Genomic DNA, 21,256 nt, shown 5'->3' with positions numbered 1-21,256 from the left:
TGCAAACGGGCCAACATTCTCAACTCTCTCGTTCACATCTGGCTGCTGCGAGTGAAGCTCCGATTCTCTGTACGACGCCTGTCACCAAAGCGTTGCCCATAAAAAATGCGCGCTTGGTGTCTGAGACGCCTTCATGCGCAGTAAATCCTCGTGGGAAACCGTTGAGAGTCTCGAGCTCTTCGGGTAGGAGTCGACGGAGTCGGCCATCACTTGCCTGAACAACATGTTTGAATCGCGACGCGGCGCTACCTCCCTCCGCAGTGATGATGGTCCGCGCCGGCCTGCTCAAGGGGTCAGGGAAAGACATTGCACCTTCGGAGTACGTGTACTCATGGCCGGTTCGTGACGTGCGCTTTAGAGACTTTCCGCCTTTGAGAAAGGACCACTTGGAAATCTCCTCAGATGCAATGAAGTACTCAGTGGGTATGCAACTTTCGTCAGTGGCCTTCACTACATCACCCAGGTTGAGAGGAGCGTGCGCGCACTGGTCGTTCGTAGCATCAGGCATCTGAGCAGTCGTCTCCAAAGTCGCCACTTCGCCTTTGATGTAAACCCCCGACGTCAAAAATCGGCTACTCCCGCTCCCGAGGCAGGTGTAGTAGGCCTGAGCTTCAAGAGGGTCAGCAGGCAGACGAAATGCTGTCATTGCACTTTTCGCCTTCCACGGTAGAGCGGCCTTGAGCACGCTTTCGGCAAGGTCCCGGGGCACGTGCTCGCCCAGCTGAAACGAGGAGCTGTCAACATTGGCTTCCGCGATAGTCTTGTACACGCCGGTGCTGTTGTGATGCGCCACGATGAAAACCCGGCGGCGGCGCTGTGGAAAGCCGTAGTCTGCGGCGTTGACGACCTGCCACTCGACGGCATACCCCAGTTGCCCGAGGGAGGCCAAAATGATGGCGAAATCTCGGCCCCGGCATGCGGTGGGACTCTTGAGCAGTCGGTCCACGTTCTCCAATATGACGTGCTTGATAGGCTGTCCTGCCTCCAAATGCCGCCGAAGAGTCTCATGGATTGACCACCAAAGCACCCCCTTCTTTCCCTCGATTCCGGCGGCGGCACTGGCTGATTTCGCTACGGAATAGTCTTGACAAGGAAAGCCACCGACGAGCACATCCGCGTTGGTGGCAAGGACTTGCGAGAATTTCTCTGAGCTCGCAAGCACTTGGTTGATGTCCTCATTGGAGTGACCTGCAGAGCCCCAACGTGCGGCGTACACCTCTGAAGCGTGTTGCCGCTTGGTGGCCGGCTCAAACTGATTCGACCAGACGACTTGAAACTGCCGCTGCCCAGAACTTGCCTCGACAAGACCAGGAAATCCCTCAAGACCACCACGGAAACCACCTACACCCGCAAAGAACTCGAGCACCCGCAGAGGTGCAGAAACTGACTGTCGCAAAACCGACTCCGCACGGGTCGGTCATGCGAAGTCGCACGGTTCAAACCTCCCGTGCAGCGGTTCAGCGAATGGGGTTTAGCCTTTCAGAACGCCTAGGCGCGTCCACGGCATTTAGTAAAGGTTGAGGCTCGCCCCTAAGCAAGCCTCTCAGCTCCTCATCCTGGTGGTCATAGAGTCGCGTCGGATGGGCGAGAGAAAAACCAGGCTGCTGCTCAACAACCTCTCCAGATTGCGGCAAGACCATGAGAGGTCAGTTTGGACCGTTTGGACATCCAGTCCTTGTGCTTCGTTAGCGCTCCTGTCAAGTGAGCCTGGACTGAACTTAGACTCAGCTCATGATGAATGGGCTGCTGCCGGTTTCAAAGACACCTTGTTAAGGTGGAAGATGAAACCGGAGGTGGTTCATGGAGAGAAGAAGGACATTCAGCCGAGAGTTCAAGCTCGAGGCGGTCAGGCTGGTCACTGAGCGTGGGGTGGCTGTGGCCCAGGCGGCCAAGGACCTGAACGTTCACGAGAACGTGCTGCGCAAGTGGGTGCGTGAGCTGCGAGAGGAGCCCCAGGAGGCGTTCCCTGGCAACGGCAAGCAAAAGGCCCAGGACATCGAGATAGCGCGGCTGCGCAAGGAGGTTGCCAAGCTCAAGATGGAGCGCGACATCCTGAAAAAAGCCGCGGCCTACTTCGCGAAGGAGTCGATGTGAAGTTCGGCTTCGTGGCGAAACACCGGGGGGCCTGGCCGGTCAATCTGATGTGCGAGGCGCTCGGTGTCTCGCGAGGCGGCTTCTACGCGTGGCTCACGCGGCCCAGGAGCCAACGCAGCCTCAGCGATGAAGTGCTGGGCGCTCAGGTCCACCAGAGCTTCGTGCGCAGCGACCGCACCTACGGCGCACGCCGTGTGTGGCACGACGTGCTGGAGCAAGGTCAGGCTTGTGGTCTGCACCGCATTGAGCGGCTCATGCGAGAGCAGGCACTGCGTGCTCGACCCCGTCGTCGTGGACTGCCCAAGGACCGGGGCGCGCGCAGCGCGGTGGCTGACAACGTGCTGGACCGCCAGTTCCAGGCCGATGGCCCGAACCAGAAGTGGGTGGCCGACTTCACCTACATCTGGACAGCAGAAGGTTGGCTGTACGTGGCTGCGGTGCTGGACCTGTACTCCCGTCGCATCGTGGGCTGGTCGATGCAGGAGAGCATGACCTCCCAGCTCGTGGTGGACGCGCTGATGATGGCCGTGTGGCGCCGGGGCAGACCCGTGGCCTTGCTGCACCACTCCGACCAGGGTAGCCAGTACACCAGCGAGCACCTCCAGAAGCTGCTGGACGAACAGGGCATCACCTGCAGCATGAGCAGGGCCGGCGAGGTCTGGGACAACTCAGCCATGGAGAGCTTCTTCAGCTCCCTCAAGACCGAGCGCACGGCCAGGAAGGTGTATCGAACGCGAGGGCAGGCCCGTTCAGACGTGTTCGATTACATCGAGTGCTTCTACAACCCGACGCGTCGGCATTCGACGCTCGGCTATCTCAGTCCCGTACAGTTCGAGCGAGCTCAAGAAGCTTAGGTCGGTGTCAACGGAACCGGCAGCAGCCCAGAAAGCACTAGCCTCGTTCGAATGGTTGCTTGAGGCAAGCGAACACTCCATCAAGTGTCCAACGATGCTTCTCGAGTCATGGCATGACGGTAGTTCTCCTATTTTTGAAGGCTCGGGGCGACTCACGCTGAATTCGTCGGAGTCCATACTCTTTGAGATGGACGCGAGTGCGTGTGAAGAGAGTCAGAGCGAACTGGCACTTCTGCGATGTGGGAAGGAAGTAGACGACAACACTACGGCCATGCGCCTGATAGCCACTGATGAGCACGGGCGCAAATGGAACGCAGGATGGGTGAGACCCGAGCTAGGTGATGTCCTAGGTAAGCGCTATCAATTCTTCGGTGAATGCGCTTCTCTCCTCACAAGCACACGTCATGACGAAGAAGTGAGCGGTGTTGAGTTGGCATTCTCTTCTGCTCCAAAGGTGCCTTTTACCGAGCTTATGACTAACACGGCCAGCTTGGGTGGGGCCAGATTGGGCTGGAGTAGGCTGGGCGGTCGACATCGCATGGATGTTCTGGGAGCTGAAATTACAGCTTGGGCACGACCGCAGCGCAATGAGTTATGCATTACGGCACGGACAAGCGAGAGGCTCAATCATCCATATCTTGAGAACTGGCTGTCTGAGCCTTTGCGAGCGCTTCGCGGTCAACTAATCTATCCACGGCTAGTAGCCCGCAATTTTGCTGATGGCACTTCTACTGTTTGGGTAAGGCCTGCTCCAGTCCTTCGTGAAACTTTTGGCGGCTGCGTTGCTGAGCTGAGTAGCCAGACTGGGGCAGAGTTCTGGAGGTTCTACGCTGACTACCTGACATATGTCGCCATGCACAGAAGTGCTGACGGGCATCCTGGGTTTGAGGCCAACCAACTCACACGTCTTCACCACGAGGTGATACAAGCTCGCCAATCGGGTTCACACTGGGTAATCGCGCTCTCCGTAGCTAGCGCCATCGAGGGTCTGGCAAAGCTCGACCCAGTGTTCGCCTCTTCCCCTGCGGAGTTCGCGCAAGAGGACCTAGGCCCCCTTAGAACGCTAGTCCTATCTATGCCGGAGGGGCCTCTTCGTAGTCGACTGAGTGGATGGCTTCAAACCTTGAATAAACCTTCAGCCGCCAGGTACTTAGCTCGGCTTGAAAACTCAGGTCGCATCACACGCGCGCAAATGGCAGCTTGGCGAAAGGTTCGAAACCAAGTTGCACATGGAAACTTGTTCGAGCCGTGGGGCACACCAGAGGAGCACGAGCAGCTAGTGCTGCTAGTAAAACTCTTTTACCGACTCACTGCTCTTCGCGTTGGATACTCAAAGTAGGGCTGCGATAGTACGGTGCGTGACACGTTAGAAATGGTGGACGTATGATTCTGTATCCTCATTTTCTGTCCAGGCATGCTGGCATGTCGCGTCGGATTTTTTGCCAAAATGGAATCTTTTGAACGCCCTTACAAGAGAGTTTCCCGCGTCAAGGCGCTGCTGCTCTTCTGCTTCAGACCGGCAAAATTCATTCAGTACTCCGTTGAGCATGACATCGCTTGGGAGCTGTCTACTTCTCCAGACCTCCGCGCAAGCTATCTGAGCGGAGCGTACGTACCGAACTTCGAAGAGCACCTTACGAACGCTCGTCTCCGGTCTTTAGGATTACGCAGGTCCCTATGTAAATCGGCCTTGGCTGTTCTCGTCGCGGCGTTGACGGGCATGCTGGCTGGCTGCGCTCTAAAGTCGCTGGTAGGCACAATTTCTAGTTTACCTAGCAATCTTCTTCAGGCAGTGGCTGTTGGCGTCATTCTCTGGGCTACTCTCTGGCAGCTCACTCGTGATCTTCAGAGCTTCGGTGGAGGCACTCTTGCAGAGCGTGTCCATAGTTGGATCTTCAATTCTCTTTACACGCTTGGCACATTCATCTTGTTTGTGATTTATGGGTGGCAGGCCGAACTGTGGAACAGCTAGCCAAACCGCGCTTGTACAGCAAAGGGAGTGCAGCCTATGACGGCAATAGCCATTTGGTGCAATCACGAGGACCCCAGCAATCCTTCGCTGTGGATTGCTGCAGACAGTCGTGTGAGCAGTAGCAACGGTGCAGTCTTGATTGAGGACGGGGCCAAGATGTTTGGCTTACCAGTTGTGTGTAGGTCGCCTGGCCCCAACGGATTGTTCTCGCGGGTTTACTACGCACATAGCTATGGTTACTGCTTCGCAGGAAGTACCTTGATGGGGCAAAACAGCCTGCTGAACATAGCGCCCCTGTTGAACGATCTGATATCACCCCATTCATACATCCCTTCGCTCGCTGAAGTCGCTCAGCATGCTTTGGCGCTCTTCAGCAATACGTTCGATGAATACAAACAGAGAGTCGGCCCGCAATCGGTCTTTGAGGCGGCCATCTTCGGGTATTGCCACAAAGAAGAGTGTCTGTCTGCATTCCACTTCGCTCCGCAACTCGGAGCTGATGGCATTGCACGTCTCGTCCTAAGCGCTCACCGCGACATGGGGGACAAGCAGTTCCTCTACCTTGGTGACGAAAGGGATGCTATGCGCTCCAAAATACAGGAAGCGTTTTCCCGAGAGTCCGTTCCGGGTCGACCCCTCAGCCGGATACCGCGCTACGTCATTCAAGACAAGATTGACGATGCTTCGTCAAAAAGCATCGGCGGCGATATTCAGCTGGCAATGGCTGACAAGTTTGGCTTTCAGCCGTTCACCCTCTGTAAGCCGCGAGTGCTGGGACAACCTGCGGCGTATATGAGCTATTTGGGCCGCGAGTTGACACCAGACATAGCGCATGTTGGAGAAGCAAGGGTTGGCATGATGGGGATGACGTAGTAGTTTTCACCATATGCTTCTGTCACGCTCTCATGCCTTCGGCATCGCGCGTCTCCAGGGTCGAAAATCGTGTCGAGTTTTTGCCTTCGCTTGGCTCGCTAGCACGCGAGAATTCTTGGGTATCAGATTTTTCTTAGAGCCCGATTGATAGCTGCAACGTGACCTGCATGCAAACCCACATTGACGTCGCAAAAAACCAGGCGCCTCATGTGGTCGATTCGGGAGCCTGCCAATCCCGTCCCTGACAACGTGTCGTCCAAGACCACGAATGGCTCGTCTCTATGATGATTGAGGAGCCAGCGCTCTATAGCTTCCAGCCGAGTTTCACCCCTGTTCTGCGGAGCGTCCCATTGTTCATGGAGGTTCTGAGCGACTACTCCGAGTCCCGTCGCTTGAAAGACACCCTCGAAGCCTTGCCTATCCAGCAGACGAAGCCAGCTTGTCGTCAGTACCACGCGCGGTCGATGTTCTTCAATGGCTGTCAGCAGGATGTCAACTGCGCCTTGCGCGAACAACTTTGCCCAGAGGTCCTCAGGACGAGGGGTAACAACGACGTCGTAGCCTCCGTAGGGTGAGTTTAGGCAAAGCACGTCGTCAAGGTCTAAGAACAGCAGCGGTCGGGACGATGGAGTTTGCGGGGACGCGTTTTCGTTCTTTGACATGCTTCAGCGGATAGCGACGGGTTGGGACGCGTTGAGATGCATTCGACTCTACGTTCATCGTTTGCGAGCGACCGAGCCTGCCTCGTCTTGCACGCTCAGTCAACTAGCCAGTATCCTAAGTTCGGTGCCTGCACCAGACGACTACGTTTCCAATCCGAGCCGCGCAAGTTCTAGGCCTCGACAGCGCGCGTCTCGATAGCAAAAGCAACCACCTCCCGAGCTGCATGTGAGGCTGCGTAAGCGTTTCTGGGGCGAGCATCTCAAAACTGATTCACTGCCGGGTAGGTTGTATTGCCGGCTGTTGAATTCTCGTTGGGACTGCGTTTTAGACCTGCCAAGAAATCCGTCAAAACATTCGCCAAACACGTCACCACCGTCGCCGTGGCGGCAGCGAATGTGTTTTGAAATCAATGGCTTGAGAGCGCACATACGCCCGCGTGGTTTTCGCCAGAAAACCCGCCAAGTGACGTGCCAAACTAGCCCCGTGAGCCTCCGTCAAACGCTTTGAGGACACGCGAACTACATGGGGAGATGGGTGGCGTGTTCGGATTTGTGAGCACGGCGCCCGGCTGTTGTCTTGAAGGCAGGAAAGACCGCGACAGTGAGGAAGTGGTTGCCGCGAATCGCTTGGGCAACCCTTTGGCAACCAGGAGATGATGAGTGCTGTGCCAGCGGACCATCTCTATGATGTGGGCTTCTTGCTGAAGGCGTGACCTAAACCATGAAGACCGACACATCAAACATGAGTGCAGTAGAGCTGCGGGAACTTGCGGCCTCTTTGATACGGCAAGCTGAGGAGCAGAGCACTAAGGAGTTCGAGAGCACCATGAGTTTTCTCTCGGACAAGCTTAAGCATATGGGCCGGACAAAGAAGGACGCGGTCATCCACCTGCTAAAGATGATGCGTAGCTCTGAGATGGAGGACACGCTGGCAGACCTGGTCGGAGGTACGCGACGCACCCCGAAGAAGGAGCGTTCCGATTTGGACAGTGACGGCAATGCTCCTGAAGTTGGCGTGACCTACAGGCTTCCTTCAGGAGACACGTGGACGCGCAAAGGCAAGACGGGTGCTACGAAGCGCGAGTTCGCCGCGCATGCAAAGACCACGACTTGGTCAAATATGAAGGGTTAGCCCGCAGCTTAGAAATTGTGCGTAGTTGCCTAGCCGGCTAACTTGTGCTCTTCTTGGCGGTGCCAACAAGCACGCGTCGATGTGGTTGTTCCTTTTTCTCAGGAATCGTCGTTGCGCTACGTTGAGGGACGACTTCCCACTCTCCACCGGGCATCTTTTTAGCCGCAGCTTTGACCTTTGCTGACTGTCCAGTCACCAAGATAGCACCCGACTTCGCGGAGTGCACGGTCAAGCCCAACCCCTTGGCCAGAGTTGAAGCTTGCTGCGTGAGCGACGCGTCAGGGGAAGGGTTGAAGATGACATACGTGGTCATAAACACAATTATCGCGCTAGTCCAAAGCCTTGCATATCGACTGGTAACCTCAATGAGAGTGCGTGTTTGCGGGCAAGGTTCACGATGGCCTCAGACCGCTTGGCGTTCGGTTCCATAGCGTGGAGCGAATTCGCTGCTATCCGTGCAGCCAGAACACCGGTAGCGACTGGAGCGGCCATGCTTGTACCGGACATAACGCCGTATCGGTCTCCTGGGAGTGTGGAAACAATGGCAGACCCAGGTGCGGTGAAGCTGATTTCTTGGCCGTAGTTTGAGAAACCGGTGAGAAAGACGCGTTTGCCGTTAATCAGTTTGCCGCGAGCTGGGGCATCTACTGTCTCAAGGGCGCATGTCGTCCCGGTTGGCCATGAGCCCTCCAACCCGAAGGCTGAAATGGCCAAGACATTGGGATAACGAGCCGGAACATCTACTGCCGCTGCTCCGTCATTGCCGGCCGCTGCGACGCAGACGGAACCAAGGCTCCAGGCGGTTTGAACTGCCACTTCAATCAAACGGTCCCACGGGCCGCCGCCTAGAGAGAGATTGATAAGACAACAACCTTTTTGGGCCGCATCCACGATAGCGTCGCGAATGGACAAGTTGTTGGCGTACTTGGCGTCCTTCTCGAATACTCGATACGCGAGCAATTCGACTTGAGAGGCCTCACCACGGCGCCACCCTTCAGCGCGACTTGCGATGACGCCTGCCACATGCGTTCCATGGCCATCCCAGTCGCCGAATCTGTTTTCAGGCTCCAGGCCCGTGGTATTGAGTCCATCGGCAATCCTGATCGCGTGATGAGGGCCAACTCCACTGTCGACGACCGCAACTTTTACGCCTGCGCCACTCGCTGCAGGCTTGCCATACACCAAGTTTCGAGTGTCTTCGTATTGCTCATTCAACGCTGGCACGTCGAACTTGAGCGTAGCGCCGGTGAGCTCCATATCGTCGAAGTAGACAGGCCAGGCTGAGTGCTGCGGGTCAATGTATACACGCCTGATAGTCTTCGCAGTCGCCGCAACTTTGAACCGTGCGATACCCGACTTCGTGGTCGTCGCCTGAAGCTGTTGGCGTCCAATAAGCAACGTCACGGGTACGTCTGCAAGTGCTGTTGTGCCGCCCACTGTGACCTTGATGCTTATGGTTTTCGCGCCACTCCCGGATGCAGGCTTGTCACGCTGCCGTCCCGTTCGCAGCAGCCAAGGTGAGCCGGATCTCTCTAAGCGATACCAGTGCTCTTCGAAAACATCAGAGCCTGGTGGAAGCGCGTTGAGCACCTCGTCGAGCGTCTTTCCGTGAGGTTCCACAAGCAGCGAGCCATCAACCTTTGAAGTGTCGACGACACGGACGGAGGCTGGTAGCGTCGTCACGTCTGCTGGCGGGGCGGCAGCCCGCGTTGACATTGGGCCACTTCTGGGCTTTGTGTCTAGGAGGCGGCCAGAGGCTCTAAGCCTTGCCATGGCTTGATTCGACGTGTGGGCGGCCCGCCGGACCATCAAGACGCTTGAGGGCGAGGTACTAGCAGGCGGCACGACGATAAGTCGCTTGGTTTGAGGGGCCTCTTCGTATCGCGACATGCATGTGCTCCGGTCTGGTTTTACTTGTTTGTAGATGGTGATTCGGCTGCGAGAAGCGAAGCGTTCTGCAGCTGCAAGAGGCGCGAAAAGGCTACTCAATCATGATGTCTCGCACGTCACGAAGGCGCGCTGCAAACGTGGCAGACGCTCCGCTCAGCACGTCTATTGGTCTCAGCACAGGAAAGCGTAGTCCAGAGACTTTCTCGATGTATGTGATTGGGCGTTGAGTGTTCTCCACATCCCCAAAAACTGCGGACACTTGCAAGCCCTCCACTTCGGTTGCTTGTGATGACACGTAGCCGGTGGCTGCAAGCATCCCTGTGTTTGGATTGACGAAGGCCACCACTTTCCAGAACTGGAGGGGTATTGGTAGCCCGTGGATGATTGGATCTGACTTGCGAAATATCGGGCCTGTCATGACGCATATTCTTCTCGCGCCACGCGTGTTCTTGAGAATGTAGTCCTCGATTTTTCCCCATACGCCGGCATTAAAGGATTGAACCTGAGGGGCCGCATTCGTCGCATGGTAGGTGTCTTCGTCGGCTTGATTGGCAATCTTCGGCACGTCCCAACCTGGGTCTACTCTTCGTGTCATGTGTCCACGACTAAAGAAGCCATTGCTCTGAACCCCGTAGACTTGGTCAACTAGCTGTATTGATGTGGGAATCCTTGGGTCGGGGCGCCATGTCTTATGAGATTTGGTGGACTTTTGGAGATTTTTGCCGTCGATGTTCACAGCACTCAGGATTGGGAGCTTGCGAACCCGTGAGTGAATCGTTGAAAAGTGTGTGTAGTCGAGTACTTCACAGGCCTTCCCTTTCCACTTAAAGGTCTGCACCGTGGACTTAACTGCTTTGGTCAGCGTCGGCAACGGGACGCAAAGATGCGGCTCGGACGGATCTACAAATCCTTCCATGTAGCCTATGCGGTTTTCATAGTTCTCAATCGGGTCTGGGGTCTTGCGAATGCCCAGAAGAGTCGCGGCTCCTCCTGCGCGTACAGGAGCAAACGTAAGCCTCGGCCGCATGCTAGCTACCATAATTCATCCCTCCAATATTTGGAGTTTGGCATTCGCTTCACCAGTAGTCAACGTTGATTCTGATTTCGTATTTCCGCAGTGGAGCGCACTGGCTGTGATTGGCGGCATCCCAAATTTGTGGGACGGGGTAATGGGTAATTTTGCAGAGATCTTCAGTACCTCCGTGCACCCGTAACGCCTCCGCGTGGACAGGTGATTGCGTGCTTATAGTCACGCTCTACAGCAGCGCGCCCCTTCGGTGGCAATTGCACTCGAACATTTGCAATAGACTGCACTCGGAGCTCGCGAAGAACTGGCTTGAGGTGCTTTTAAGCCCTGAAGTCCGTCTCAATTACTACACACTGGGGACCAGGAGAGATGTATCAATGGTTGGACGTTCGGGAGTCCGAAGACTACGCACAACTTTCGCTGCTCATTGACCCGCAAGAGTATGGCGTACACGAAGTGGCCTCTTGGCTAGAAGAGCATTTGAGCTCGGTGGTAGGGGGGGTGTTGGTTGAGTTTCCATACATTGATAAGGACTACCGGAGCACCTTCTACCACTACTACTCTAAGAAGGGCGCGAGTTACAGCCCTCATTGCGTACGACTTCACTTTTTCAAAAGTGGCTGGTCTCTCAGAACTGACCCAGTTGCGTTGTCCTTCAACGCTTCCGAAGACGTTGAGGAGAATGAAGTCGCGAATGGGTATCTAGGTTACATGGTCCTACGTCCCACCAGGATTCAAACGATAGGCAGATCACTTTTGAGCCCTGCGATGATTCGGGATTGCAAGGGCCAGCTAATTGAACATCGGCATAAATGTCATGTCATGGGCTACCGCGTGCACGTGCAAGGATTTCCCTTCATGCAACAGCACAGCGACATCGCCGTATGTGCCCATACCGCATGCTGGACCATCTTGAGGCACTACAGCGAGCGCTATTCACACTACCCCGAAGTGCTGGTCCACGACGTCTCGCTGACGGGTAGAGAGTTCGAACCAGGAGGTCTCTTACCTTCACTGGGTATCACTGCAAGAGATGCAGAACGAATCTTCGCAGCGTCCGGCACCTACCCGCTGCTAGTGCACGGTGAGGAGCCAGTCGCAGGGGCTGACCCAGACATTCGCTTTTTTGACGAGATGCTCGCCTACCTCGAATCGGGGTTTCCGCTATTTGGTGTTCAGAGCAAACGAGGCCACGCAGTGGCACTGGTCGGCTTCAGGTGTTCGCAGCACGTTCAGTCTGTGGGTACCAAGAACAAGTCGAGGGCGTGGGACTACGTGTCTCATCTTCTGGTTGTTGATGACAACTTTCATCCTTACCTTGCAATCGAGAGAACCGGTCGAGGCGAGCCATACTTCGTCGATGAGTTCGACGGCTTCATTGTTCCTCTGCCAGAGAAGATATTCCTTCCGGCGCGTCCGGTTCTCGACTTTGCGGCGGAAGTCTTGCGCGGCCCCCCTGAAGGGTTCGAGCGACTCGCCGGGCGTACAGACCTCATCACCCGCTGTTTCGTCACTACCACCGCATCGTGGCATCGCTTTCTACGTCAGCAAGCTCGCGCGCTTCCCGCTGAGTTCGTTTCTGCCGCACTTGAACTAGCCATGCCGCAGTTCATCTGGGTTGTCGAAATCGCGACGGAGGCCCAGAGAAATGCCGGAGAGGTCACTGCGCGCTTTATTCTCGATGCGACTGCAGGAGCGCACGACTCATTTCCTGCGTTCTTGCTGCACGACGACCAAGGTTCGTTGTGGTTGGATCGCTCGAACCGCAGGCCCATGCAATACCAACCATTCATCGAAGAAGTGACTTCTCTAAAGGAGATTGCGGGTAATTTAAGGACCTATCGCTAAAATTGTGGGTTTCTTCGATGGGTTGTTCATCAGTGTTGGGCGACATAGCCCATTTCCCGCTTGGAGAAAATCATGAAGACGACACCCAAAGCAATGAATTCACCGTTGGACCGAATCTCAAATCTTCGGCCCGTAGCGGACCGCAAGCTTGCCGAGCTTGAGCAGCGTATGCGCGGCACTTATGTGGCGCGCACTGCGGACTACCTGCGCGAGGCGCGGCTACGCGCAGACAAGATTCGCGATAAGTCTCTGTACTGAGTTCAGAGGGTTGCTGCGCGCTTAGCGGCTCCTGTGACATTCATCCGAAATCTGAGCATCTCTGGACTCAGTAGGTAGTGGTCGAGAGCCTTGGACAAGCTCCAGCCCGAATCCACGATGGTGCGCGCCTGGCTTGCGGTGAGCATCATCACACCGCTGAGCCACGCAGCTTCCTTTTCGTGAAGCTTGTGCTGCGACGATGACAGCCCCGCGTCATCTGGAGGATGACCCAGTAGGGCATGCGCCAGCTCGTGCGCCATATCGGATCTGTGGCGTGGTGGTGGATGCTCATCGTTGAAGAGGATGGTCCGATGGCTGCCCACAAAATACGTGAGCGCGGACACATGGCCGTAAATCTCGTCCAGGTGAAGCGCTGATCGGTTGAGGCCGGCCAACTCCACGTACCTCGAGAGAGAGAAAACAGGGATCTCAAGGTGCTTCGCCACCTCACCCATGTCCAGTGGCATGAATGGCGGAAGAGTGAGCTCCTCGCGCAGTTGTGCGACGAGGCGCTCACAGTCTGACTTGAATCCCTTTGCAAACGTCATTCGCTGTCCTTACTTCTATCCTCGCCCTCTTTGGTGTCCTCAAGCTTGTTGGACTGCTCTGAGGGGATGTCCTTGAGTGCGAGGTAGGCTGAAGTCACGATGGACTCGAGCTGATTCCGGGCGCCATCACTAAGCTGTGCGTCCTGACGGAACAAGAGCGCAACGCGCTCCATAGTGTTTCCCATCGGTCTGTGGTGCAGCTTCTTGGGAACATAGTTGGCTGGGTTTATCCCTGCCCATGCAGATAGCACAGCCATGCTTGCGGCGTCCGGTCGACGACCTTGGCCCATGCGGGTCAAAGTTGTTTGGCTGACACCGGTTTCTCTGCTTACATCTTTCCAGCTGACTTGCCGAGTTTTGACCGACCTTTCGAGGGCTGCGAAAAACCCGGCCGCGTCGAACTCCTGCTTGGTCGTCATGCACACGCTCCTTCTGTTACAAATGGTTGCTAATTGCTCTGAAGCAATAACTTGCTTAAGGGCACTTCGTTGGGTATAGTCACTTCGCAAGTTGCTTTATAGCAATCGACGGGCGTCGAAGCAAGTAACTTGACCTATTCCAGATGAAAGGAGCTGGACATGGAACACCTCAACAACACTCAACCTTCCCAGGCCAGCAATGGCCACCCTGTCTCTCGAATCGAGGTGGCAGACACAGAATTGGTCTTCCGACCAGTTGACTTGAGCGATGACACTCCCACGGGCTCGCAGATCGCTGCTGCTGCAGGCTTCAAGCCCGGACAGCGCGCCATCGTCTTGCACTTCCTGGACAGTGGCGAACTTGAGGACCTTCGCCCTCAAGAGATCGCCAAGCTGAAGCCTGATGCCATCAATCGCTTCATCGTCGTCGAAAGCGACCGCAGCTATCGACTGACGATTGATGGCGTTGCGCTGGAGTGGCCGTGCAGCATCATCTCCGGTGCTCAAATTCGTCGACTGGGCTCAATTGCTCCGTCCAAGGCAGTCCTTTTGGAGCGCCAGGAAGATGCAGACATGGAGGTCGCAGACGGCCAACTTGTGAGCCTTGATGCCAAAGGTGTAGAGGCCTTCTACGCAAAGGAGCGTAAGTGGACTCTGAAGGTCCAGGACATTGACCTTGAGTACACGCAGCCCCACGCTGTCGTGCGCGACGCCATCCAGCGCGCAGGATTCGACGCGAATCAGGAGTGGCACATCTTCCTCAAGGTGGTTGGCCAACCGAAGAAGTCCGTGACCCTGGATTACGTCATTGACCTGCGAACCAAGGGCATTGAGAAGCTGCGCCTGACGCCCAAGGACATCAACAACGGTGAGGCACCTCCCGAGGGCCGGCGTGCGTTTGCCCTTCAGCCCGTGGATGAATCTTTCCTCAATCGCGTCTACTGTGCGTGGGAGGCGGTCCGAGATGGCGCAAACCAGTGGCTCCTCATCCACAACTATCCGGTGCCGGCCGGGTACAACCGAGCGAGAGTAACTCTTGCGCTGCAAGTGCCCGCAAACTATCCTGCGGCACAGATTGACATGTTCTTTGTCAATGAGCCGCTGGCGCTTCTGAATGGCGTTGAGCTTGCCGCTACACAGCATCACGAGCTCATTCTCGGAAAAAACTTTCAACGGTGGTCGCGTCATCGCGCAGGAGCCACTCAATGGAAGCCCATGACCGACAACGTCATCACGCACCTGGCTCTCGTGGACGACTGCCTCGCACGCGAGGTGGGCGAATGACGGCAGCTGCGAGCCTGACCCTAACGCTCGAGTTGCATGACCGCCTCAAGGCTCACTTGTTCCCGGGCGATGGCCTGGAGGCAGCTGCAATCATCTTATGCACGCGCGCACCAGGACCTCGCCTACGGTTGCTGGCAGCTGATGTGCTACTTGTTCCCTACGAAGTCTGCAAGGTCCGGAAGGCCGACTACCTGACTTGGCCTGGCGATGCGATAGAAGACGCAATCGACAAGGCTGAAGCCAAGAGTATGACTATCGTCTTGATTCACTCCCATCCGGGCAATCTGTTCGAATTCTCACGGATGGACGACGAGAGCGACAAGGCAGTAGTGCCAAGCTTGCATGCAGCCATCGAACGCCCTCATGGCACAGCAATCATGGTGCCGAATGGAGCAGTGCGGGCAAGGCTGTACGACAGTTCGATGCGAAGGTCAGATATCGAGTTGGTCACGGTTGTCGGCCACGACGTTCGCCGCTGGTGGTCAGACAAGCCTGCCGCTCACCACCCATTCACTTTCGGGACAGAGATGCGCGAAGAAATGGGGCGGCTCAGTGCCGCCGTCATTGGCGTCTCCGGCACTGGGTCGGTCGTGGCCGAACAACTAGCCAGAATGGGAATAGGAAAGCTACTACTCGTGGACCATGACCGTGTTGAAGCGAAGAACCTCAACCGCATCCTGCACTCCACCCGCAAGGATGCTGAAGACAAGAGACGGAAGGTCGAGATGTTTTCAGCGGCAGTAGCAGGATATCGAGACGACGAGATTGCTCAGCCGATTTTCATGTCAATCCTCGAGCGAGAAGCAGTCGAACTGGTCGCGCAGTGCGACGTAGTGTTCAGCTGTGTGGACAGATTGGACGCACGTCTCTTTGCAGACCTGATGTCGTCTTGCTTCTTGCAAGCGCTCTTTGACGTAGGCGTCTCCATACCAACCAGAACTGTAAATGGCGCATCAGTTATCAGCGAGGTGTGTACCCGAGTCGACTACGTTCGACCTGGTGGACCGATGCTGCGTGATAGGGGTGTGTACACGCCCGAAAAGTTGCGCGCGGAAGAGCTCAAAGATGCAGACCCTATTGCTTACGAAAAGCAACTAAAGGACGGTTACATCAAAGGGCGGCGCGAGCAAGCGCCTGATGTAATTGCCCTAAACATGCGAGCTGCATCAGACTGTTCCCTGGAGTTTTTAGCTCGCTTCTTTGGCTACCGTCACGATTCCAACGAAGGCTATTCAAGGACGGTAACCCAACTTGCAGCCGGCGATGCAGATGTATCCGGCGAAGATGCGTTCTTGATGGATGACAACCCCTGGCTGGCAATGGGAGATGGAGAGCCTTTGCTCGGCCTTCCGCGCCTGAGTCGACGGTGATCGAATGAAGCTGAACCTAAGTGGACTTCGGCAGGAGTTTGTTCGAGCTCTCTGGAGACTTAGGGAGACGTACGGACCTGCGAGGAGGCTGGTAATCGTCGAGAGTGATTCGCTACCTACGAGAATGCCAAAGCGCGACTTGGTTCTAACACGCGACGGTGTCGAAAACTGGTCCGTGGGTATGCGCTGTCCCTGCGGCTGTTCACGAGTTGTTGAGTTGCTATTGGTGAAAGAAGCGTCCCCACGATGGAGCTTAAGCGTCGAGCCAAATGGACTACCTTCTCTAACCCCGTCAGTCTTCCTGAAGCAGGGATGCTGCTCACATTATTTCGTGCGGCACGGTCGGGTGATCTGGTGCAAGCCTTCCACACGGCACCACTAACATGAGTTGGTCTCCCGAAGGGCTTCAAGCTTACTCTTAAGCTCCCTTTCTCTTGATTCGACCAATCTCACTCTCAACGGAATCCCTCAAGAAGCCCTTTTTATCTGTAGTCTGGGCGCCTGTTTAGTAGTCACACGAGGGAGCTCGACGCAACAAGCATTCTCCTGCTCCAAGCCGGCCCTCCGGAACAGATTTCAAACCGTCCACCTTGTTACGACAAGCATCTGCGCCAATCTGAAATTTCGGTGTGCGAACGATGCCCAACAGGGTCCACGCCACCTAGTTGGCCAATGCAGTGCGCAGTGTTTTCTTAACGCTGTGCGCCCAACTCGCACCTTGACGAAGTGCTGCGATAGTGGCGGTCGGAACCTGTGCGAAGAAAAGTGACTCGTCAAAGTCGCACAGTTCAAGGACGTACTTGAGCCTGTGTTCTCTCAGTCGTCGGTCACTCCGTGTGACCGAGCCGATTTCACCCGTGTGTCTAAAAAACTCAGTAGCCTCGCGCACATGGTCTAAGAACCTAGTTTCAAGAGCGGGAATCGCGCGACTGAATCGAGAGCGGAGTCTCTCATCAGCAGCATCCTTAGAGACAACGAATCCCCATGGTCTCGAGCCAGAGACAATGTCAACGCATATGGCCTCTGTTCGAGTGAGTCCAAAGTCTCTTGCAATGCGGAGACGATGAGCTACACCGGGATCCAGACGAGCGATTGTGTCTATCGCCTCGAAAGCTCTCTTCCTCTCTCCGCGAACTGGAAGCACGAACGTGCCCAAAAGATTCCTGGCAATCGCATCACCTTGATACGCTGCCAGCGTCATCCAATGCATGCCAGCCTCGAACGCATCGATGTCCAGCGCTGACTTCAGTATCGAGGCTCCAAGTTGACGCTGTGCGCATGGGTCTCCACTTGAAGCAGCCTTCTCCAGGAAAAATCTGGCAGCTTGTGGATTGGCCACAGACCCCTGACCATACGCGTGTACCCGATAGAGGAGCAACCACGCCTCCTCAATCCCAGCGTCTGCAGCGCGAAACAGAAGGGCTGTTCCGCCACGTACGTTCCGCTTTGGAGTCAAACTGGCAGACCACGCAAACACCGAATCAATGCCGCATAGGGCACGACCCAGGACAAAGGCTGCCGATGAGTTTCCACGTTTCACACAGTCCTCGAGCATCGACTGAAGCCGGGCACTGTCCATCTGCGGTAGCGCCATGCGGTGGCTCTGGGTTGTGACCAGCGCTGCGCACATGGCGTCACACAGTTCCGGGGTCTGCTCGACGTCCATCGCTACCGCGTAACCCATGACGCGAACTGCAATCTCAAGGTCACCACTGTTCACGGCTGACGACAGTGCTTGAGTCAGCGTCCCACTCGCGTCAATCTCAGGAAGTGAGGCCAGAGCGGACATGGCGACTCTCATGGAGTCCTCTTGGCCGCTCGATAGCGCCGTTATTGCCGTCCTTGAATGTACGCAACCGCCTGCGCTAGCTTGAGCCCAGAGCCGGTGAACAGAAACCACATCCCTGTACATCAACGCGCGCCAGAAACCCAGCTTTAGACGAGCCGATGCAGAGTCACCGTTCGCCGCTGATGTCAAAACCATCATGAGACCTCGTCGGACCAGTTCGCTGAGCGGCAGTGCGTCAGCGATGATTTTTGCCGACACCTCAGAGTTCGCCAACGAGGGATGCGAGAGGTACTTGAGTCCGAGGTCGATGTACTTCGAGAACCCTTCACTACCCAGCAAGTAACGTTGCCCTAGTTCGCAAAGAGCATCGCGGTCGCCTTGTCTCGCAAGTGCAAGCAGCTGTACGTCTTGTCGTCGCATTCTTTCCCGTGAAGTTAGATGGTCTCGCTTTCTCATGTCGCACCATTGCGGACACTCTTGACCATTCACGGGAAAATTTATCTGCGAGGTGGTTTCCAAACCGTGGCGTGCTCATTACGCATGCGTCACGAGGCTGTTACGTGACGCGCGTCGTGTTGGTCTGAGCATCAATGTCCCGCTGCAGCTCATACCTTGACGTCGTCAAGATCTCTGTCGAGATTCTTGTGACGCTGACTACCGTGATATGCAGGTGAAGATTTCTAACGACAAGGTGACTTCGTTTTAACCAAGACGCAAGCATCTAGAAACTTGTCCCTCAGTAGATTCCTCTCGCGACGTTGCGCACCTTCGAGCGGAGACGCCAGGATGTACCACGTCCGCTAAAGAACGGACTTGCCTTGCGCGAGATGACTCGCCGTGATTGGCCGTTTGCTCTACGTCGCCCCCCCTTGCGAACACGACCTTCTTATCAACCACCTTATTAATGCTTCCTTGGCTACGGAGGAAGGTGTTGAGCTTGAGGGCGTCGCAGAGTTCGACTATGCGATGAGGCCAGCATGCCGCTTTGGAATTCGAAGAAATCTCAATCTAAATTGAAGACAAGTGCCGCTTCTAGCCGCCGGCTAGGGAGCGCTCTGACGAGTCATCGCGAGTTGGAAGCACATTCAACTTTGCAAAGCCTCATGGTCGTGTTACGACCGTTGCTCATTCCCATGGCATGCATGCTGGCTTTGTTGTGGGTGTCCCGTTTCGCCATGTCTTTCTGGCAGGCGAGTCGTATTTCGGAGGCTGACGCGTGGGGGCAACTCCTGCTTGAGGGTCTCCGATTCGACCTGGTTCTTGTTGGCATGATTTGGGTGTTTCCCGCAGCTGCAACACCTTGGATGGCGCTGTATCGTGGCAGCCGTCTTTGGTGGTCGACCTTTCTGCGCTGCTACGGCGGAGTGGCAGTGCTGATGGTGGCTTTCATGGAGCTGGCCACACCAGCCTTCATTGGTCAGTACGACAGCCGCCCCAACTACCTTTTTGTCGAGTACCTCGGCTATGGAAAGGAAGTGGGTGGCACGCTGTTAAAGGACTATTGGCCACATCTGCTTTTCACCGCAGTCCTTCTCCCCCTTCTGGCATTGGCCTACTGGCGGATGAGCAAACCCGTACGTGCCTCCGCTCAGCTGCGTCTATGGCAAGCGCCGTTGCTCTCGGTCTTGCTCTTTGCGGTGTTGGCGGTAAGCGCTCGGGGAGCCCTCGGCCACCGAGCGGCCAACCCGGCGAGTGCTGCAGTGACGACCGACCACCTGGTCAACGAGCTTCCACTGAGCTCCCTTTACACAGTCGGCTATGCAATTTATCAGTCAAGAAAGGCTGAAGAAGGTGGCATCACGTACGCGGAGATTCCCGAGTCAAAGGTCGTAGAAATCGTTCGCCGTGAAACAGGCCTTCCCTCGACTGCATTTCGAGATCCTTCGGTGCCGTTGCGCCATCAGATAGCGAGCTTGCAGCCGCGAGCGCGGCCACTAAACCTCGTGCTTATCCTGGAGGAGAGCCTCGGTGCCGAGTTCGTAGGGCGGCTTGGAGGTCTTCCCCTCACTCCCAACCTTGACCGCCTAGCGGATGAGGGCATTTGGTTTGAAAACCTTTACGCAACAGGAACTCGCTCAGTGCGGGGGATTGAAGCAGTGGTGGCTGGCTTCCCACCGACGGCTGCGGTAAGCACCGTGAAGTTGGCAAAGTCCCAACGTGACTTCTTTACCCTCGCCGGATTCTTGAAGCCGCATGGCTACACGTCGACGTTCTTCTACGGTGGCGAGTCCCATTTTGACAATATGCGAAGCTACTTCATGGGCAACGGCTTTGACCGTGTAGTAGAGCAAAAGGACATGCCGAAGAGCGCATTTATAGGTACTTGGGGCGCATCCGATGGTGACCTGTTCGAACTCGCTCACCAGCAATTCACTCAGCAGCCTAAGGACAAGCCATTCTTCGGTCTGGTGCTCACCTCCTCAAATCACTCGCCATTCGAGTTTCCGGACGGCAACTTCGACTTGTATGAGCAACCAAGAAGCACGGTCAACAACGCTGTGAAGTATGCGGACCATGCACTTGGACGCTTCTTCGAGAAGGCCAAGTCGTCTGAGTACTGGAAAAACACACTCTTCCTCGTGGTGGCTGACCACAACTCGAGAGTGTATGGACCGTCCGTGATACCGGTCGAACGCTTCCACATCCCAGGTCTCATTCTTGGAGGCGCGATTCGCTCGCCGGAACGCATCGCGTCCATCGCAAGTCAGATAGACCTTGCACCTACCCTGGTGTCGTTGATGGGTCTGAGCGGGGAGAGTCCCTGGATGGGCCGGGATATGAGTGACCCAGCTCAACGCGCGCGAGTGGGTCGAGCCATTCTGCAGTTCGACAAGATTCAGGCATACATGGAGGGCGACCGCCTGGCAGTGTTGCAGCCTGACCGCCCGGCCAGGGTCATGCGCTACGCCAAAGGGGTGTTGAGGGATTTGCCGGAAGGCGACCCAGGACTGGTGGAGACCGCACAAGCGCATGCTCGATACGCCCAATGGGCATATCAACTTCAATGGCATCGCTGAGTCGAGGTGGAGACGTCTCGCGGATATGCTGAATCTGCGGGGCGAATCAAGCGTCGTTCGAAAAGCACGGTATGGCGCACTCGTCGCCACTCATCGACTGACTTGACTATCAGTAGTACCACGTGAAGCCCCTCGGGCGCATCGGCCCATTGCTCTCCTTCGGAGTTCGCGCCTGTTCTCCGATGCGATGCCTAAGGCGCTTCTCTTTCAGACGCGAGC

The 21,256-nt window shown here is 56.0% G+C and carries 16 protein-coding genes; 9 read left to right on the top strand and 7 right to left on the bottom strand.

The window, feature by feature from the left end; all coding sequences use genetic code 11:
- Nucleotides 1-19: 19 nt before the first annotated feature.
- The gene (locus tag AC1Q9M_RS16315; protein WP_492434628.1) at nt 20-1,396 is read right to left on the bottom strand and encodes a DNA cytosine methyltransferase; all 1,377 of its coding nucleotides are present in this window, start codon (nt 1,394-1,396) and stop codon (nt 20-22) included.
- Between the two features lie 404 nt (nt 1,397-1,800).
- Between AC1Q9M_RS16315 and AC1Q9M_RS16310 the strand changes: the two genes are divergently transcribed.
- Both AC1Q9M_RS16310 and AC1Q9M_RS16305 read left to right on the top strand, forming a co-directional pair.
- Nucleotides 1,801-2,948, top strand: a protein-coding gene (locus tag AC1Q9M_RS16310) for an IS3 family transposase (RefSeq protein ID WP_492434627.1) whose coding sequence is annotated in 2 segments (ribosomal slippage) — nt 1,801-2,062 and nt 2,062-2,948 — 1,149 coding nt in all. Because the reading frame shifts where the segments join, the coding sequence is not laid out codon by codon here.
- A gap of 2,233 nt (nt 2,949-5,181) precedes the next feature.
- On the top strand, nt 5,182-5,793 hold the full coding sequence (locus AC1Q9M_RS16305; RefSeq protein WP_492434626.1) for a hypothetical protein: 612 nt from the start codon (nt 5,182-5,184) through the stop codon (nt 5,791-5,793).
- Between the two features lie 122 nt (nt 5,794-5,915).
- Here the strand turns inward: AC1Q9M_RS16305 and AC1Q9M_RS16300 are convergent, their stop codons facing one another.
- A complete protein-coding gene (locus AC1Q9M_RS16300) occupies nt 5,916-6,455 on the bottom strand; it encodes an HAD domain-containing protein (RefSeq protein ID WP_492434625.1) in 540 nt (179 codons plus the stop codon).
- A 721-nt stretch (nt 6,456-7,176) separates the two neighbouring features.
- Here AC1Q9M_RS16300 and AC1Q9M_RS16295 point away from each other — a divergent pair.
- Nucleotides 7,177-7,587 carry a hypothetical protein gene (locus AC1Q9M_RS16295; RefSeq protein ID WP_492434624.1) on the top strand — a complete coding sequence of 137 codons (411 nt, stop codon included), beginning with the start codon at nt 7,177-7,179 and terminating at the stop codon, nt 7,585-7,587.
- Nucleotides 7,588-7,908: 321 nt separating this feature from the next.
- Here the strand turns inward: AC1Q9M_RS16295 and AC1Q9M_RS16290 are convergent, their stop codons facing one another.
- A complete protein-coding gene (locus tag AC1Q9M_RS16290) occupies nt 7,909-9,270 on the bottom strand; it encodes a S8 family peptidase (RefSeq protein ID WP_492434623.1) in 1,362 nt (453 codons plus the stop codon).
- Between the two features lie 298 nt (nt 9,271-9,568).
- On the bottom strand, nt 9,569-10,393 hold the full coding sequence (locus tag AC1Q9M_RS16285; protein ID WP_492434622.1) for a DNA/RNA non-specific endonuclease: 825 nt from the start codon (nt 10,391-10,393) through the stop codon (nt 9,569-9,571).
- Between the two features lie 969 nt (nt 10,394-11,362).
- On the opposite strand from AC1Q9M_RS16285, the gene AC1Q9M_RS16280 reads away from it, so the two are divergent.
- Both AC1Q9M_RS16280 and AC1Q9M_RS16275 read left to right on the top strand, forming a co-directional pair.
- Nucleotides 11,363-12,352, top strand: a complete 990-nt coding sequence (locus AC1Q9M_RS16280) for a hypothetical protein (protein WP_492434621.1) — start codon at nt 11,363-11,365, stop codon at nt 12,350-12,352.
- A gap of 72 nt (nt 12,353-12,424) precedes the next feature.
- On the top strand, nt 12,425-12,610 hold the full coding sequence (locus AC1Q9M_RS16275) for a hypothetical protein (protein WP_492434620.1): 186 nt from the start codon (nt 12,425-12,427) through the stop codon (nt 12,608-12,610).
- A 2-nt stretch (nt 12,611-12,612) separates the two neighbouring features.
- Here the strand turns inward: AC1Q9M_RS16275 and AC1Q9M_RS16270 are convergent, their stop codons facing one another.
- Nucleotides 12,613-13,158 carry an ImmA/IrrE family metallo-endopeptidase gene (locus AC1Q9M_RS16270; protein ID WP_492434619.1) on the bottom strand — a complete coding sequence of 182 codons (546 nt, stop codon included), beginning with the start codon at nt 13,156-13,158 and terminating at the stop codon, nt 12,613-12,615.
- On the bottom strand, nt 13,155-13,577 hold the full coding sequence (locus AC1Q9M_RS16265) for a helix-turn-helix domain-containing protein (RefSeq protein WP_492434618.1): 423 nt from the start codon (nt 13,575-13,577) through the stop codon (nt 13,155-13,157). Before AC1Q9M_RS16265 ends, AC1Q9M_RS16270 begins: the two co-directional genes overlap by 4 nt.
- Nucleotides 13,578-13,736: 159 nt before the next feature.
- Here AC1Q9M_RS16265 and AC1Q9M_RS16260 point away from each other — a divergent pair, with 159 nt between their 5' ends.
- From AC1Q9M_RS16260 to AC1Q9M_RS16250, 3 genes are read left to right on the top strand one after another with little or no spacing between them, the layout of a single operon-like run.
- Complete coding sequence (locus AC1Q9M_RS16260) at nt 13,737-14,861, top strand: multiubiquitin domain-containing protein (protein WP_492434617.1); 1,125 nt, start codon at nt 13,737-13,739, stop codon at nt 14,859-14,861.
- On the top strand, nt 14,858-16,231 hold the full coding sequence (locus tag AC1Q9M_RS16255) for a ThiF family adenylyltransferase (protein WP_492434616.1): 1,374 nt from the start codon (nt 14,858-14,860) through the stop codon (nt 16,229-16,231). The genes AC1Q9M_RS16260 and AC1Q9M_RS16255 overlap by 4 nt, the downstream gene beginning before the upstream one ends.
- A gap of 4 nt (nt 16,232-16,235) precedes the next feature.
- Nucleotides 16,236-16,613, top strand: a complete 378-nt coding sequence (locus AC1Q9M_RS16250; RefSeq protein WP_492434615.1) for a ubiquitination-like system serine protease family protein — start codon at nt 16,236-16,238, stop codon at nt 16,611-16,613.
- A 279-nt stretch (nt 16,614-16,892) separates the two neighbouring features.
- Here AC1Q9M_RS16250 and AC1Q9M_RS16245 read toward each other — a convergent pair whose 3' ends face one another.
- Complete coding sequence (locus tag AC1Q9M_RS16245; RefSeq protein ID WP_492434614.1) at nt 16,893-18,440, bottom strand: tetratricopeptide repeat protein; 1,548 nt, start codon at nt 18,438-18,440, stop codon at nt 16,893-16,895.
- Nucleotides 18,441-19,153: 713 nt separating this feature from the next.
- Here AC1Q9M_RS16245 and AC1Q9M_RS16240 point away from each other — a divergent pair.
- Nucleotides 19,154-21,037 (top strand): LTA synthase family protein, encoded by a 1,884-nt coding sequence (locus AC1Q9M_RS16240; RefSeq protein WP_492434613.1) that lies wholly within the window; start codon nt 19,154-19,156, stop codon nt 21,035-21,037.
- The last annotated feature ends 219 nt before the right edge of the window (nt 21,038-21,256 follow it).

It is taken from the genome of Hydrogenophaga sp. GW823-FHT04C09 (assembly GCF_058796355.1).
This window is presented reverse-complemented; position numbering and strand designations above follow the sequence as displayed.